Annotated in this window: 14 protein-coding genes; 5 read left to right on the forward strand and 9 right to left on the reverse strand. The window is 73.6% G+C overall.

Annotated elements, in window-relative coordinates; translation table 11 throughout:
* Positions 1 to 34: 34 nt before the first annotated feature.
* Positions 35 to 1,315: a DUF5685 family protein gene (locus IG64_RS26095; RefSeq protein WP_037860598.1), complete on the reverse strand. Its 1,281-nt coding sequence runs from the start codon at positions 1,313 to 1,315 to the stop codon at positions 35 to 37.
* Between the two features lie 288 nt (positions 1,316 to 1,603).
* On the opposite strand from IG64_RS26095, the gene IG64_RS26100 reads away from it, so the two are divergent.
* On the forward strand, positions 1,604 to 2,041 hold the full coding sequence (locus tag IG64_RS26100; RefSeq protein ID WP_037860600.1) for a cell division protein SepF: 438 nt from the start codon (positions 1,604 to 1,606) through the stop codon (positions 2,039 to 2,041).
* A gap of 57 nt (positions 2,042 to 2,098) precedes the next feature.
* Here IG64_RS26100 and IG64_RS26105 read toward each other — a convergent pair whose 3' ends face one another.
* Together IG64_RS26105 and IG64_RS26110 are read right to left on the reverse strand one after the other, a co-directional pair.
* On the reverse strand, positions 2,099 to 3,298 hold the full coding sequence (locus IG64_RS26105) for an acyl-CoA dehydrogenase family protein (protein WP_037860602.1): 1,200 nt from the start codon (positions 3,296 to 3,298) through the stop codon (positions 2,099 to 2,101).
* 84 nt (positions 3,299 to 3,382) lie between these two features.
* On the reverse strand, positions 3,383 to 4,981 hold the full coding sequence (locus tag IG64_RS26110) for an MFS transporter (RefSeq protein ID WP_037860678.1): 1,599 nt from the start codon (positions 4,979 to 4,981) through the stop codon (positions 3,383 to 3,385).
* Positions 4,982 to 5,255: 274 nt separating this feature from the next.
* Between IG64_RS26110 and IG64_RS26115 the strand changes: the two genes are divergently transcribed.
* Positions 5,256 to 6,482 (forward strand): glycosyltransferase family 39 protein, encoded by a 1,227-nt coding sequence (locus tag IG64_RS26115; protein ID WP_037860680.1) that lies wholly within the window; start codon positions 5,256 to 5,258, stop codon positions 6,480 to 6,482.
* 292 nt (positions 6,483 to 6,774) lie between these two features.
* The gene (locus IG64_RS26120; protein ID WP_037860604.1) at positions 6,775 to 7,800 is read left to right on the forward strand and encodes a phosphatase PAP2 family protein; all 1,026 of its coding nucleotides are present in this window, start codon (positions 6,775 to 6,777) and stop codon (positions 7,798 to 7,800) included.
* 72 nt (positions 7,801 to 7,872) lie between these two features.
* Here IG64_RS26120 and IG64_RS26125 read toward each other — a convergent pair whose 3' ends face one another.
* Positions 7,873 to 8,088: an I78 family peptidase inhibitor gene (locus IG64_RS26125; RefSeq protein WP_037860607.1), complete on the reverse strand. Its 216-nt coding sequence runs from the start codon at positions 8,086 to 8,088 to the stop codon at positions 7,873 to 7,875.
* A 656-nt stretch (positions 8,089 to 8,744) separates the two neighbouring features.
* On the opposite strand from IG64_RS26125, the gene IG64_RS26130 reads away from it, so the two are divergent.
* Positions 8,745 to 9,581 (forward strand): hypothetical protein, encoded by an 837-nt coding sequence (locus tag IG64_RS26130; protein WP_037860608.1) that lies wholly within the window; start codon positions 8,745 to 8,747, stop codon positions 9,579 to 9,581.
* A 45-nt stretch (positions 9,582 to 9,626) separates the two neighbouring features.
* Positions 9,627 to 9,998, forward strand: a complete 372-nt coding sequence (locus IG64_RS26135; protein ID WP_037860609.1) for a hypothetical protein — start codon at positions 9,627 to 9,629, stop codon at positions 9,996 to 9,998.
* Positions 9,999 to 10,303: 305 nt separating this feature from the next.
* Here the strand turns inward: IG64_RS26135 and der are convergent, their stop codons facing one another.
* From der to aroH, 5 genes are all read right to left on the reverse strand, one after another.
* The gene (gene der, locus IG64_RS26140; RefSeq protein ID WP_037860611.1) at positions 10,304 to 11,788 is read right to left on the reverse strand and encodes a ribosome biogenesis GTPase Der; all 1,485 of its coding nucleotides are present in this window, start codon (positions 11,786 to 11,788) and stop codon (positions 10,304 to 10,306) included.
* A 77-nt stretch (positions 11,789 to 11,865) separates the two neighbouring features.
* Complete coding sequence (locus IG64_RS26145; protein WP_199811655.1) at positions 11,866 to 12,534, reverse strand: lysophospholipid acyltransferase family protein; 669 nt, start codon at positions 12,532 to 12,534, stop codon at positions 11,866 to 11,868.
* Positions 12,531 to 13,262 carry a (d)CMP kinase gene (gene cmk / locus IG64_RS26150; protein ID WP_051813360.1) on the reverse strand — a complete coding sequence of 244 codons (732 nt, stop codon included), beginning with the start codon at positions 13,260 to 13,262 and terminating at the stop codon, positions 12,531 to 12,533. The genes IG64_RS26145 and cmk overlap by 4 nt, the downstream gene beginning before the upstream one ends.
* Before the next feature lie 154 nt (positions 13,263 to 13,416).
* Positions 13,417 to 14,502 (reverse strand): prephenate dehydrogenase, encoded by a 1,086-nt coding sequence (locus IG64_RS26155; RefSeq protein ID WP_037860614.1) that lies wholly within the window; start codon positions 14,500 to 14,502, stop codon positions 13,417 to 13,419.
* Entirely contained in the window at positions 14,499 to 14,861 is a 363-nt protein-coding gene (gene aroH / locus IG64_RS26160; protein WP_037860616.1) for a chorismate mutase, read from the reverse strand. The genes IG64_RS26155 and aroH overlap by 4 nt, the downstream gene beginning before the upstream one ends.
* Between the last annotated feature and the right edge of the window lie 350 nt (positions 14,862 to 15,211).

The following is a 15,211-nucleotide window of genomic DNA, read 5'->3' on the forward strand; positions in this document are numbered from 1 at the left end:
GCGGCGGCCGTACCGGAGGCCGCCGCCGTGGGTCCTAGCAGTCGCAGCCGCAGTCGCAGCCGTCGCAACTGCAGCAGTTCCCGCAGCAGTCGCAGCAGCCGCCGCAGCCGCTGCAATCGGGGCAGTCGCAGTCGCAGTCGCTGCACCAGCCTTCGCGCCGCCGCCGTGACCACGGGCCCTCGAACTCGTCGGCGCAGCACGCCTTGCAGGTGCAGCACAGGCCGACGGCGACCGCGCACCCGGTGAAGAAGCCCCGCTTGCCCGGTCGCGGCGGCTCACCGCCGAAGGGGTTGCCGCCGCCGTGGTGCGGGTGGTCCGGGTCGTGCGGGGCCCGCGGGTGCTGCGGGGCGTACGGCCCCTGCGGCGGCCCGAAGGCGCCGTGCGGCGCAGCGGATCGTGCGCTCGGTCCGGTGTGCGCGGTATCCGGCTCGTGTCCGCAGGCCGCGGTGCCGAAGGCGCGGTCCACCGACCGCGGGAGTTCGTGGACGAGCAGCAGGTGCGCGAGCCGTCCGTCCGTGAACTCGGCCTCCTTCAGGGCGAGCCGGATGCCGTGCACGGCGTCGTCCGCGAGCCGGCGGGCCTCGGTGAGCGGCGTGCCGGTCGCGGTCAGCGGGTTCCAGGCGCCCGACGCGGCGTCGGCGTCGCGGTCCTCGACGGCGTCCAGGAGGTGCGCGAGCCGCCCGAACAGGCGCCCCGCCTCGGCGAGGGGTTCGGCGTTGCCCGGCCGTCCGGCTAGGACCGCGGTGTGCGCGAAGGCCGCGGCGGTCGCGGTCTCGGTGGGTTCGGTGACGGTCAGGACCGGTGTGCCGGGCCCGGCCAGCGACTCGATGCCGGCCTGCCGGTCCACCGCGTCGACGAGGACGGCGGTGTCGAAGCCGACGTCGGCCCCGGTGCGGGCGCCCGCGCGTCCCCAGTTGTCGGCGACCTTGCGCGCGGCGAGCGCCACCGGCCTGCGGGCCAGCAGCCCGTCGCCGTCGGCGACGTGGTCGCGCACCTTCGCCGAGGCGAGGACCAGCGAGACGGCCGCGGCGAGCCGTGCGCCCTCGCCCTGGGCGACGGAGGCGGTGCGCATCCCGCGCAGCGGGCAGGGTCCGGCCGTGCGCCGTCCCGTCCCCGCCTTGCCGCCCCTGCCGCCGTGTTCGGCCTGAGCCTCCGTCAGAACCGATATGAGCAGCCCGTCGTAGTTCGTCACGACCCGGGCGAACTGGCCGTGATCGCCGCGCAGGGCCAGACAGAGGCCGCACAAGTGGGCCATCCACTGGGCCTTGAGATGTTCACCGAGCCGGTGGCTGCAGGGTCTGACGATTCCGAACACGACGATCCCCCGTGGTGTCTGCGACGTTGAGCTGCCGCATCGTACCGACGGGCCTGTTCACCCGTACGCACCACCGCTCACCCGAGTGCCGCCGACCATCATATTTCACTTCCGGTCAGCATCGGTGTACGGCATGACCCTTGGGGCACAAGGCCCTCGACGGATCCGCTGTGCACCAGTACCGTCACAAACCCCCCGTGCGGCGTCTATCCACTTGGCGCGCTGTCAGCATCATGGATGACCATAGGGATGCGAGAAGCAGAAAGACCGCTGTGAGAGGAGGCGTCCATGGGATCGGTACGCAAGGCGAGTGCGTGGCTCGGCCTCGTCGACGACAACGAAGACGAGCGCTATTACGACGACGACTATTCCGAGGGGACCGAGTCCGGCGACGCCTGGGTCACCGACCCCCGGGTGAAGGTCGCCGCGGACACGGCCGAGGACAAGGGGCGCCGGATCGGCACGGTGACGCCGGACAGCTTCCGGGACGCCCGCGCCATCGGCGAGCTGTTCCGTGAGGGCGTGCCCGTCATCGTCAACCTCACCGCGATGGAGGCGGCCGACGCCAAGCGCGTGGTCGACTTCGCGGCCGGGCTCGTCTTCGGCCTGCGCGGCTCCATCGACCGGGTCTCCACGCGGGTGTTCCTGCTCTCCCCCGCCGACACGGAGATCGTCAGCGGCGACCCGGGCGGCCATCGCTCGGACGGGTTCTTCAACCAGAGCTGAGGCAGGGCCGCACGCCGGCCCTGCCCCCGCCCGGGCCTCACCGCAAGGCCCTCCGGCTCACCGGAAGGCGTCGATCCCGGTGAGCGCCTTGCCCAGCACGAGCTGGTGCATCTCGACGGTGCCCTCGTAGGTGAGCACCGACTCGAGGTTGGTCGCGTGCCGCATCACGGGGTATTCGAGGGAGATCCCGTTGGCGCCGAGGATCGTGCGCGCCGTGCGGCAGATTCCGATCGCCTCCCGTACGTTGTTGAGCTTGCCGAAGCTGACCTGCTCGGGGCGCAGGCGGCCGGCGTCCATGCGCCGCCCCAGGTGGTGGGCGAGCAGGATCCCCTTGTGCAGTTCGAGCGCCATGTCGGCGAGCTTGGCCTGGGTGAGCTGGAAGCCCCCGAGGGGCCGGCCGAACTGTTCACGCGACTTCGCGTAGTCCACGGCGCTCTGGAAACAGGAGCGGGCCGCGCCCATGGCACCCCAGACGATGCCGTAGCGGGCGTGTGACAGACAGCTGAGCGGGCCGCGCAGCCCGGTGACCCCGGGGAGCACGGCGTCCGCGGGCAGCCGTACGCCGTCCAGGACGAGTTCGCTGGTGACCGAGGCGCGCAGCGACCACTTGTGCTTGATCTCGGGGGCCGAGAAGCCGGGCGCGTCGGTGGGGACGACGAAACCGCGGATGCCGTCCTCGGTCTGCGCCCACACGACGGCGACGGCGGCGACGGAGCCGTTGGTGATCCACATCTTGCGCCCGCTGAGCACCCAGTCCCCGCCGTCGCGCTTGGCGTGGGTGCGCATCGAGGCGGGGTCGGAGCCGTGGTCGGGTTCGGTGAGCCCGAAGCAGCCGATCGCCTCGCCCGCCGCCATGCGGGGCAGCCACTGCCGCTTCTGCTCCTCGCTGCCGAAGCGGTGGATCGCGTACATGGCGAGGGAGCCCTGCACACTGACCAGGGAGCGGATGCCCGAGTCGGCGGCCTCCAGCTCCAGGCAGGCGAGCCCGTACTGGACGGCGCTGGCACCTGCGCATCCGTAACCCGTCAGGGACATGCCGAGCGCGCCGAGGGAGCCCAGCTCCCGGGCCAGTTCCCGGACCACGGGCAGTTCGCCGCTCTCGTACCACTCGGCGATGTACGGCAGTACGCGGTCGGCGGCCCAGTCGCGCACGGTGGCGCGGACGGCGAGGTCCTCCGGCTCCAGCAGGTCGTCGATCCCCAGGGGGTCGACGGGGTCGAACGGGGGCAGCGACGGTTTCGGCGACGACGCCTGCATGGGCACCTCCGACTCAGTAAACTAGCAGCGCTAGTTACACGGCTCCGGGCCGACGTTACGACGCGCCGCGGTCCGCGTCCAGCATCACGCGGAGACGCGGGAGCGCTCGACCTCGCGCTGCGCGGGCAGCTCCACCGCCTCGTCGCACTGCATCACCCGGGGCAGGCGCAGCGCGGCCGCCGCGCCGAGCAGCAGCAGCCCCGCGCTCACCAGCAGCGTCACGTGCAGCCCGTGCACGAAGGAGTCCCTGGCCGCCCTCCGCAGAGCCGCCCCGGCCGGCCCGCCGAGCCGGCCGGCGACCTCGTAGGCCTCGCCCAGCGAGTGCGACGCCCGCCCCGACGCCCCGGCCGGCACCCCCGGCACCCGGGCGACCCCGGGCGCGTACGCCGCGTTCATCACCGTGCCGAGCAGGGCGATGCCCATGCCCGCCCCCAGCTGGTACGAGGTCTCGCCGATCGCCGCGGCCCCGCCCGCCCGGTCCGCCGGGGCCTCGCTGAGCATCGACTCGTACGCGCCGAAGAGCGTCGTCTCCAGGCCGAGGCCGAGCAGCACGAAGCCGGCCAGCAGCAGCCCGGCGTCGTCCGCGCCGCCCATCGCGGTCAGCAGCACCACCGCGGCCGCCGTCACGCAGAAGCCCGCGCACACCATGCGCCGCGGCCCGAACCGGCGCAGGACGCGGGCGCCCACCAGCCCCGCCGCCATCGCCGCGAAGGTCAGCGGCAGCAGCCGCAGCCCGGTGCCCAGCGGTGACAGCCCGAGCACGAGCTGCAGGTACTGGGCCGCGATCAGCTCCAGGCCGACCAGCGCCAGCATCGCCAGCACGATGCAGCCCACGGCCGTGCTGAAGGCGGGGCGCGCGAACATCCCGAGGTCGACCAGCGGGTGCGTGCGGCGCCGCTGCCGCCGCACGAAGGCCACCAGCAGCACCACGCCCAGCACCAGCGGCCCCAGGGTCACCGCGCTGAGCACCGGCTCACCGCCGCCGAGCCGCTTCACGCCGAACACGGTGCCGAACAGACCGGCCGCCGCCATCAGCGCCCCGGCCACGTCCCACGGCCCCTCGCGGTCGCCCCTGGACTCGGGCAGCAGCAGCCGCCCCACCGGCAGGCTGACGAGCATCAGCGGAATGTTGACGAGGAAGACCGACCCCCACCAGAAGTGTTCGAGGAGGAAGCCGCCGAGCAGCGGTCCGACCGCGGCGCCCACCGCCGCGACCGCGCTCCAGATGCCGATGGCCAGCGCGCGCTCGCGCCGGTCGGGGAAGACCTGGCGCAGGATCGACAGCGTGGCCGGCATGATCATCGCGCCGCCGACGCCGAGCAGCGCGCGGGCGAGGATCAGCGTCTGGGGATGGTGGGCGAAGGCCGCGACGGCCGAGGCGACTCCGAAGAGCGCGTAGCCGAGCAGCAGGATCCGTCTGCGGCCCACCCGGTCGCCCAGGGTGCCGAAAAGGATCAGCAGCGAGGCGCAGACGAGGGGATAGACGTCGACGATCCAGAGCAGTTCGATGGCGCCGGGCCGGAGATCCTCGGTGACGGCGGGCACGGCCACGTGCAGCACGGTGGCGTCGACCGCCACCAGCAGCAGGCTGACGCAGAGCACGACCAGGACGACCCAGCGGCCCGCACCGTCCCCGGCCGCCCGGCGGCGCTGCCCGAGGGCCGCCGCGGTCGTACCGGACATGCCGGACATGTACGTACCTCCCAGATGAACCCTCGCCTCGGCGGACCCGCGGAGTGGGGACGTTCCGCGACAGGGCCTGGGCCGGGAAGGAGCGGTGGCCCCCGGCCCGCGCAACGAGGTGCGAGTGACACGGCAGCCTACGCGAGTCGTCCGCCGGGGAGCGTGGCCCATCTCTCACACTCCGGACGGAACCCGTGTGGCGTACGCCACTCGCCCGTCCGGCCGGGCCGCCCGGCGGTCCGGCCGCTCCCCCGCCCGGTCGATAATCGAGCCCGTGACCGATCTTGCGACGCGCGTGGTGGTGGCCCGCCGGACAGCCCTGCGCCGGGCCCTCCCGGCCCTGTGCGGGTACGCGGCCGTGCGCGCCCTGGGCCTGGTGCTCCTGGCCGGGTGGAGCGCGGCGCGCGGCAAGAGCGCCTACACGCTTCTGACCGCGCGCTGGGACTCCCTCTGGTACGCCAGGGTCGCCGGCGGCGGCTACGGCTACCAGGTGCGCCTGCCGAACGGGGATGTCCACTCCGACCTGGCGTTCTTCCCGCTGCTGCCCTGGCTGGAGCGGCTGGGGGCCGCGGTGAGCCCGCTGTCGTACGCCGACGCGGGCTTCGCGGTCAGCCTGCTCGCCTCGCTCGCGGCGGCCTGGGGGATCTTCGCGGTGGCCGACCACGTGTACGGCCGCCGCGCCGGGGTGTGCGCGGTGCTGCTGTGGGCGGTGCTGCCGGTCGGGATCGTGCAGTCGATGGCGTACAGCGAGTCGCTGTTCACGGCGCTCGCCGCGTGGGCGCTGTACTGCGTGCTGACCGGCCGCTGGGCGAGCGCCGGCGCGCTGGCGCTGGCGGCCGGGCTGACCCGGCCGGTCGGGCTCGCCGTGGTTGCCGCCGTGTGGACGGCGGCCGTCGTCTCCCTGATCCGCGAGCGGCGCGCGACGGCGGGGCTCGTCCACGACCGGCGCGCGACGGCCGCACCGGCCTCCGCGCCGGCCCGCCCCGTGCTCCCCGCCGCCGGGCCGGGCCGCCGTCTCCTCGGCATGCTGACGGCCCCGCTCGGCGCCGCGGGCTACGTCCTGTGGGTCGGCCACCGCACCGGCGGCGGCCTCTTCGGCTACCTCGACGTCCAGGCGGGCTGGCGCAACGGCTTCGACGGCGGGTACGCGTTCGCGCGCTTCGTCGGCGACAAGCTGACCTCCTTCCCCTCGGCCCTGGCCGGGGTGGGGCTGATCGTCGGGGTGGCGCTGGTGATCTGGCTCTACGTCGCCGGCGTGCGGCAGGGCCAGCCGCCCGCGCTGCTGGTGTACTCGGGCGTCGTCACGGCGCTCGCCCTGTGCGCGTCGAGCTACTTCGGCTCCAAGCCGCGCCTGCTGCTGCCCGCCTTCCCGCTGCTGCTGCCGCTCGCCCTCGCGCTCGCCCGGCTCCGCCCCTCCCGGGCGGCGCTGGTGACCGGCGCCGTCGCCCTGGCCTCCGCCGTCTACGGGGCGTTCTGGCTCAACGGCTCCGGACCGCCCTGACCTGAAGGGGCGCCCCCAGGCCGTTCAAGATCATTCCTCATGCGGCCCCGCACCCCCCGTCCACAGCGCGCCGTGTACGAACGGTGAATTCCACCGGAGCGTTCCGTCAACGTATTCATAAGCAGCCGATAAGGGCGGCCGGAATGATCAAAGGAAATGCAGGCCGGTGGCCGTCCTCATTTGCGAAATCCGGGGAAAACAGGCTCCGTTGAGAGCAATCCCACATCACATCGTCATCACAAACCACGTGATTCGTCGGGGAACTGCGCTCACTCGCTGTAACGTCGATTAGGTGCGTACCGAAGGAACCCTCACCCGCCTGGACCGGGTGTTCGCCAGGCTGGACCGTGAGCCACAGCGGCCGGCGCACATCGACATGCCGAGAATGAGCAGGCACCGGATGGTGCTGTTCTCGGCGACCCTGGCCTTCTACCTGGCGATCGTCTGGGCCGTGGTGACCACCTCCTGGCTGGTCCGGCTGGACTGGCAGGTCATGTTCTTCCGGCCGTACCAGCAGTGGCCGCAGATCCACGCGTTCCTCGACTACTACGTGGTCCTGGGCCAGCGCGGCCCCACCGCCGTGATGGTCGCCTCCTGGCTGGGCTGGCGTTCCTGGCGGCAGCACACGCTGCGCCCGCTGCTCACCCTCGCCGCCTCGCTGCTGCTGCTGAACATCACCGTCGGCGCCGCGAAGTACGGCATGGGGCGGCTCGGCCCCCACTACGCGACCGTCATCGGCTCCAACGAGATGGGCCTGGGCGGCGATATATTTCCCAGCGGCCACACCGCCAACGCCGTGGTGACCTGGGGCATCCTGGCCTACCTGGCCTCCACCCCGACCGCGCGGCGCTGGCTGTCGGCGCTGTCGGCCCTCACCTCGCTCGGCGTCGGCCTCACCACCGTCTACCTGGGGACGCACTGGCTCAGCGACGTGGTGCTCGGCTGGGCCGCGGGACTGCTGATCCTGCTCGCGCTGCCGTGGTGCGAGCCGCTGATCGCCCGCACCGAGAACGTCCTCTTCGACCTGCGCGACCGCTGGCGCGCCCGCCGCGGCCCGTCCGTCCCCGTGCCCGGGCCGGTCCTGCCCGTCGGCACGCCCGTGGTGCACAAGCAGCGCACCCCCGCCCCGGAGGAGGCTCCGGCGACCCGCGGCACGGTCGGCGCGGCCCGCTCGGCCCGCCCGCCCGCCCACCTCGCCCCGGGGCCGCACTCGCCGCGCGCCGAGCACACCCCGGCCACTCCGGCCGGCAGCCGCAGGCCGCCGCACCCGGAGCGGGCACCGCACGGCACGACACCGGCCCCGGCGGCCCGCTCCTGACCGGCGCTCACGCCGCACCTGGCAGGCGCTGCCGCTGCCGGCCGGCGGACGGCGCCGAGCCCCTCCGGACCCTCAGCCCTTCCAGGCCCGGGCCACCCGGCCGTCCCTGACCTCGAAGTTGAGCCGGCCGATCCGGTACTCCATGGTGATGATCGCGCCCGGCGGCAGCGAACGGACCGTGGACCAGCCCTGCTCGCGCGCCAGCCGCTCGGCCTGCCCGGCCTCCAGACCGACGTACCGTTCGGGACTGTCCTGGGGCTCCGCGGGCGGAGTGGGGATCGGTGCCATGCTCCCCACGGTAGGCCCTGCCGCTCCCTCGCCGGCGGTCCCGGCCGCCCCCGCGGAGGGAAGCGCACGCCTCCCTCCGTAGTCGCATCAGCTGATATGCGCCTCTCCTGTCACGTTTGCATCACAAGATCACCACGGCGGGAGGCACCGAACTCGGTCACCCCCGCGAGCGGTTGCGTCCCCCTTCCGCGCCCATTCGAACGCAATTCCCCGATGCCGGGGAAGCGCTCCGGAAATGCCCGGCGGAAAGCCCCGGGGGAAGAAGGGAGAGGGTGAGCGGAGAGCGGTAAACGCCGCCGGGCCCGGTTCGGGGCACGCCCGGATCCACATTCCGCTTCCCGTCGGCGCGGCCCCCGCGGGCGCGGCTCCGCCCAGGAATTCCACTGGTTCGGGACGGCCCTTCCGCTCCCCCGCCGCGCGTCCGGATCCCCCCGCACCCGCCCGGCGAAGATCCACTGCCGCCCGGCGAGTTGACGATCTGTGATGCTCTGCGAACACAGTGTGACCGGGCGCGGAGGAGGTGCGATTCCGTGCGCCGCAGGGCGTGACTCCCCCCGCGGATCGTCCGTTGTCTTCTTCATGAGCCGGGGGCCCTCCCGGTTCATGGGCCGGGAGCCACCCGGTCCCGCCACGCACCGCATCCCGAGGAGCCACCCGTGCCGCGCATGCTCGACGTCAGCGACGCCGTACGCGCCGAGATCGGCGACGAAGAAGCCGACCGGCTGCTCGCCGGAGAGAACGCCCCGGGCAGTTACGACTGCACGTCCTGCCGCACCCCCGGCGACTCCGAACAGGAGCGCACCAGCACCGTCCTCTTCGTCGGGGACGAGACCGCCGTCCTCGCCTTCGCCCACGCCACCTGCCTGCCCTCCCAGGTGGTCCAGGTCACCGAGGAGCAGCTGCGGGGCGCGGTCCGCTCCATCAACGCGGACACGGGCGGCCAGAGCGCCGCCGGGGTGCCCGCCCAGGGCGTCCCGCAGCAGGCCGCTCCGGAGGCCGCCGTCCGGCAGGGGGCCCAGGAGCCGGCCGTGCTCGGCGTGACCAGCGGTCTCGTCCTGGTCGCCGGGGAACTGCATCCCGCGCTGGTCGTCGAACCGACCGCGCCCATCGTGCGGCCTGGCACGACCGGCCCCGGCGACGACTTCCTGACGCTCCTGACCGAGCAGGGCTACACGCCCGTGGCCGGCCTCGATTCCGTCCCGCCCGTCCTGCACGGGTGGTCGGTGCTGCTGGCCATGGGGCAGTTGCACGCCGTTCTCCAGCCGGGTGCCGAGGGCGGCCGTCCGGCGGCCTGGTGGCAGGCGCACCAGCCCCTCCAGGTCACCGAGGGCTGGCGGGCGGCGGCCAACAAGCACCAGCAGGTGCTGATGTTCGCGGCGCCGGTCGGGTCCATCGGCCGCCAGCCGCGCGAGGACCTGCTGCGCAACGCGCTGGACAAGGCGGCGGCCCAGGGGAAGCTGGTCGCGGCGACGCTGCCGCTCGCGGGGACCTGAGTCCTGCGGCCGCATCCCTTCCGGTCCGGGGTCGTTTGGACATACGTGCACGCATATGACGTTCCCCGCCGCCAGCCCTACCAGCCGATCCGGTCCGCACGGCCGGCCCAGGATCCGGTCGGCCCGTCCACCACGCCGATCTACGACGCGCTCTACGCCGAGTACGTCAAGTCCTACCGGACGCTGCCGGGCGACCGCAGCGGTGAGGAGGACCTGGGCTTCGTCGCGTTCGGGAACCTCGGCGCGGGGGCGAACGCGTACATCGCCTACGGCGCGGGGGCCTACAGCACCCGGCACAGCACGGGGCAGCAGCAGACGCAGTGGCAGCGCGTCGGGACGCTGGGGCGGCAGCAGAACGGCACCGGGATGCAGCACGTACCGGCGGCGCTGCCGCCCGCCCCGCGCCGCGCCACCTGACGGCCCGGACACCGGCGCAAGCGCCCTGCCGACCGCGTGACGGCGGCCGGCGGACATCCGCGGGACGGCGCGCGGACGGCCACGGAGACGCACAGGCCGCGTAACGGCGGCCGGTGGACGCCTGCGCAGCGGCGCGCCGACGACCGCGCACAGCGCCCCGGCAGCGGTCGTGGACGGCCGCGGGCGGCGCGCGGAAGGTGGGGGCCGGCGTACGAACGGTGTCCGCACGGCGTACGGACAGGGAAAGGGCGGCCCCGCACCGGGGACCGCCCTTTCACGTCGCGCGCGTCACCCGCGCGCCCGCGTCACTTCTTCTTCGCGCCGCGCTTCTCGCGCACCCGCACCGAGATGTGGATCGGCGTGCCCTCGAAACCGAACTCCTCACGCAGCCGGCGCTCGATGAAGCGCCGGTAGCCCGCCTCGATGAAGCCGGAGGCGAACAGGACGAACCGCGGCGGCTTGGTGCCCGCCTGGGTGCCGAAGAGGATGCGCGGCTGCTTGCCGCCCCGGATCGGGTGCGGGTGGGCGGAGACCAGCTCGCCGAGGAAGGCGTTGAGGCGGCCGGTGGGCACCCGGGTCTCCCAGCCGGCCAGCGCGGTCTCGATCGCCGGGACCAGCTTCTCCATGTGCCGGCCGGTGCGGGCCGAGACGTTCACGCGCGGGGCCCAGGCGACCTGGCCCAGCTCCGTCTCGATCTCCCGCTCCAGGTAGTAGCGGCGCTCCTCGTCGAGGGTGTCCCACTTGTTGAAGGCGAGGACGATCGCGCGGCCCGCCTCGACGGCCATGGTGACGATCCGCTGGTCCTGCACGGAGATGGACTGGGAGCCGTCGATCAGGATGACGGCGACCTCGGCCTTCTCGACGGCGGCGGCGGTGCGCAGGGAGGCGTAGTAGTCGGCGCCCTGCTGGAGGTGGACCCGCTTGCGGATACCGGCGGTGTCGACGAACTTCCAGGTGACGCCGCCCAGTTCGATCAGCTCGTCGACCGGGTCGCGGGTGGTGCCCGCCAGCTCGTTGACGACGACGCGCTCCTCGCCGGCCACCTTGTTCAGCAGGGAGGACTTGCCCACGTTGGGGCGGCCGATCAGGGCGATGCGGCGCGGGCCGCCGACGCCGGTGCCGCCGAAGCTCTCGCGCGGCGCCTCGGGCAGCGCCTCCAGGACCCGGTCCAGCATGTCGCCGGTGCCCCGGCCGTGCAGCGCGGAGACCGGGTGCGGTTCACCGAGGCCGAGGGACCACAGGTAGGAGGCGTCGGCCTCACCGCTGGGGCCGTCGACCTTGTTGGCGCACAGCACCACCGGCTTGCCGGCCTTGCGCAGCAGCCGGACGACGGCCTCGTCGGTGTCGGTGGCGCCGACCTTGGCGTCGACGACGAAGACGACCGCGTCGGCGGCCTCGATGGCGTACTCGGCCTGGGCGGCGACGGAGGCGTCGATGCCGAGGACGTCCTGCTCCCAGCCGCCGGTGTCGACGACCTTGAAGCGGCGGCCCGCCCACTCGGCCTCGTAGGTGACGCGGTCGCGGGTGACGCCGGGCTTGTCCTCGACGACCGCCTCGCGGCGGCCGATGATGCGGTTCACCAGGGTCGACTTGCCGACATTGGGGCGGCCGACGACGGCGAGCACGGGCAGCGGGCCGTGTCCGGCGGCCTCGATGGCGCCCTCCACGTCCTCCAGGTCGAAGCCCTCTTCGGCGGCCAGCTCCATGAACTCCGCGTACTCGGCGTCACCGAGCGCCCCGTGCTCGTACTCGTGCTCGGCCGAGCCGTCGGGCTGGATGTCGTCGTTCATGAAGTCCGTACCTCGTAGTTCATCGTGGTGGTCGGTGGAACACAGCCGTTCGCGGTGATCCACTACTCAAGTGTTGCTCAGCGCCCGGTGCGGCGCCTGGCGTTTTCCAGGTGGTCGGCGAGCTGCTTCTGGATGTGCTCGGTGGCCGTGTCCAGCGCCCGCCGGGTGCGCCTGCCACTGCTGTCGCCGGCCTCGAAGGGCTCGCCGAAGACCACGTCCACGCGCGAGCGCAGCGGAGGCAGCCCCTTTATCAACCGTCCCCGCCGCTCGGAACTTCCCAGGACGGCGACCGGGACGATCGGCGCCCCGCTGCGGACGGCGAAGTAGGCCAGGCCCGCGCGCAGCGAGGCGAAGTCGCCCTCGCCGCGGGTGCCCTCGGGAAAGATGCCGAGGACGCCGCCCTGCTCCAGCACGCCCAGCGCCCGCGTGATCGCCGTGCGGTCCGCGCGGTGCCGGTCCACCTGGAGCTGGCCGATGCCGGTCAGGAAGGAGCCGAGGGGACCGATGAACGCTTCCTTTTTGATCAGGAAGTGCACGGGCCGGGGCGCCACGCCCATGACCATCGGGCCGTCGACGTTGTGCGAGTGGTTGACGGCGAAGATCAGCGGGCCGCTCGCCGGCACCTTCCAGGCCCCCAGCACCCGCGGGCGCCACAGCCCGTACATCAGCCCGACGCCGATGCGGCGGCCGACGTCCGCACCGCGCTCCGACGGCACAGCCGCCGTACGCTCCGACGGAAGACTCACAGCGCCGCCCGCTTCTCCTCGGCGGCCCGCGCCTGCCCGGCGCCCCGCTTCTCCTCGACGAGGGTGACGACGCACTCGATGACCTGGGCCAGCGTGAGGTCGGTGGTGTCGACCTCGACCGCGTCGTCCGCCTTGGCCAGCGGGGAGGTGCTGCGGCTGGAGTCGGCCGCGTCCCGCTTGATCAGGGCCTCGCGGGTGGCGTGCACGTCGGTGTTCTTCAGCTCGCCGCTGCGGCGGGCGGCACGGGCCTCGGGCGAGGCGGTGAGGAAGATCTTCAGGTCGGCGTCCGGCAGCACCGTCGTGCCGATGTCGCGGCCCTCGACGACGATGCCGTGCTCGGCGCCGCCGGCCAGGGAGCGCTGCAGTTCGGTGATGACGGTCCGCACCTCCGGCACCGCGCTGACGGCGCTGACCTTGGAGGTGACCTCCTGGGTGCGGATCGGACCGGCCACGTCCACGCCGTCGACGGTGATCGTCGGGTGCGCCGGGTCGGTGCCGGAGACGATCACGGGCTTGCCGGCCATGGCGGCGACGGCGGTCGGGTCTTCTATGTCGATCCCGTTGGTCACCATCCACCAGGTGATCGCCCGGTACTGGGCGCCGGTGTCCAGGTAGCTCAGGCCGAGCTGCGCGGCCACGGCCTTCGAGGTGCTCGACTTGCCCGTGCCGGAGGGGCCGTCGATGGCGACAATCACGGGCTGGGCGGTCCGGGCGGCGCCGTGTTCCACAGCGGGGCACCTTCCTGGTGAAGGGTGGCGGGCAGGTGTACGGGACCCAGGGGCCCCCGCACAAGGTTACTGGCTGCCCGGGCACCCTCCGACTGCCGGAGGGTGCGGCCTCCCGCGCAGCGGGGTCCGCCCCCCGCCTCCGCGGCTGCGGTCCTCACTGCCGCAGCGCCCAGCCCCGTTCCCGCAGGGCCGCCGTCAGCACGGGGACCGCCTTCGGCTCGACCATCAGCTGCACCAGGCCGGCCTGCTGCCCGGTGGCGTGCTCGATACGCACGTCCTCGATGTTGACCCCGGCCGTCCCGGCGTCGGCGAAGATGCGGGCCAGCTGTCCCGGCTGGTCGTCGATGAGCACGGCGACGACCTCGTACGCCCTGGGCGCGGAGCCGTGCTTGCCGGGCACCCGGACCCGTCCGGCGTTGCCCCGCCGCAGCACGTCCCCGACACCGGCACCGCCCTCCATGCGCTTGGCCTCGTCGGAGGACTGCAGTGCCCGCAGGGCCCGCACCGTCTCGTCCAGGTCGGCGGCGACGTCGGCGAGCAGGTCGGCGACCGGGCCCGGGTTCGCCGAGAGGATGTCGATCCACATCTGCGGCTCGGAGGCGGCGATCCGCGTGACGTCCCGGATGCCCTGCCCGCACAGCCGCACGGCCGCCTCCTCGGCGTGCTCCAGACGCGCGGCGACCGTGCTGGAGACCAGCTGGGGCATGTGGGAGACGAGGGCCACCGCGCGGTCGTGGGCGTCGGCGTCCATGACGACCGGGACCGCGTGGCAGTGGGAGACCAGCTCCAGGGCGAGGTTGAGGACCTCGGTGTCGGTGTCGCGGGTGGGGGTGAGCACCCAGGGGCGGCCCTCGAAGAGGTCGGCGGTCGCGGCCAGCGGGCCGGATTTCTCCCGGCCCGACATGGGATGGGTGCCGATGTAGCCGCTGAGGTCCAGGCCCAGCGACTCCAGCTCGCGGCGCGGGCCGCCCTTGACGCTGGCCACGTCCAGGTAGCCGCGGGCCACGCCCCGGCGCATGGCGTCGGCGAGCACCCCGGCGACGTGCGCGGGCGGGGCGGCCACGATGGCCAGGTCGACGGCTCCTTCGGGCGCCTCGCCCGTGCCGGCGCCGAGCGCCACGGCGGTACGGACCTGCTCGGGGTCCCGGTCGGCCAGGTGCACGCTCACGCCGCGCCGGACGAGCGCCAGCGCGGCCGAGGTGCCGATCAGACCGGTGCCGATGACGAGTGCGTTCCTCACTGGGCGATGTCCTTGCGCAGGGCGGCCGCCGCCCCGAGGTAGACGTGGGCGATCTCGGCGCGCGGCCGGTCGGTCTCGATGTGCGCGAGGACGCGGACCACGCGGGGCATCGCGCCCTCGATGTCCAGCTCCTGCGCGCAGATCAACGGTACGTCCACGATGCCGAGCCGGCGGGCGGCGACGGCGGGGAAGTCGCTGTGCAGGTCGGGGGTGGCCGTGAACCAGATGCTGATCAGGTCGTCGGGGGTCAGGCCGTTGCGTTCCAGGACGGCCCTCAGCAGGGCCCCGACCTGCTCGCTCATGTGACCGGCGTCGTCCTGTTCCAGCTGGACGGCCCCCCGGACCGCTCGTACCGCCACGGCGCTGCTCCTCGCTGACGTGTGTACCGGTTGTCGTGCACCGGTGTACCGGCTCGTGGCCGACCAGCCTAGTCAGGCGGCCGGCGGTCCCCGCGCGGCGCCCGCCCGCTGAGACGGGAGGCGAAGCCACCGGAGCGGTACGGCGGCTCCCCGCCGGGGGCGGGACCGGGACGAGCCAGGGCGGGGACGGGGCAGGTACGGGCCAGGGCGGGGCGGTAACGCGCCCGGGCCGGGGGCGAGTACACGCGGGGCGGGGGGGGCGGGCAGCCCCCGGGGCGAGGGGCGAGGACGCGCCCGGCCGCGAGCAGACGCACAGCGCTGCACCATTTGCACCATTCGACGCCGATTTA

The sequence above is a fragment of the Streptomyces sp. NRRL S-340 genome (genome assembly GCF_000720185.1).
In the GTDB taxonomy this organism is placed as follows: Bacteria; Actinomycetota; Actinomycetes; order Streptomycetales; family Streptomycetaceae; genus Streptomyces.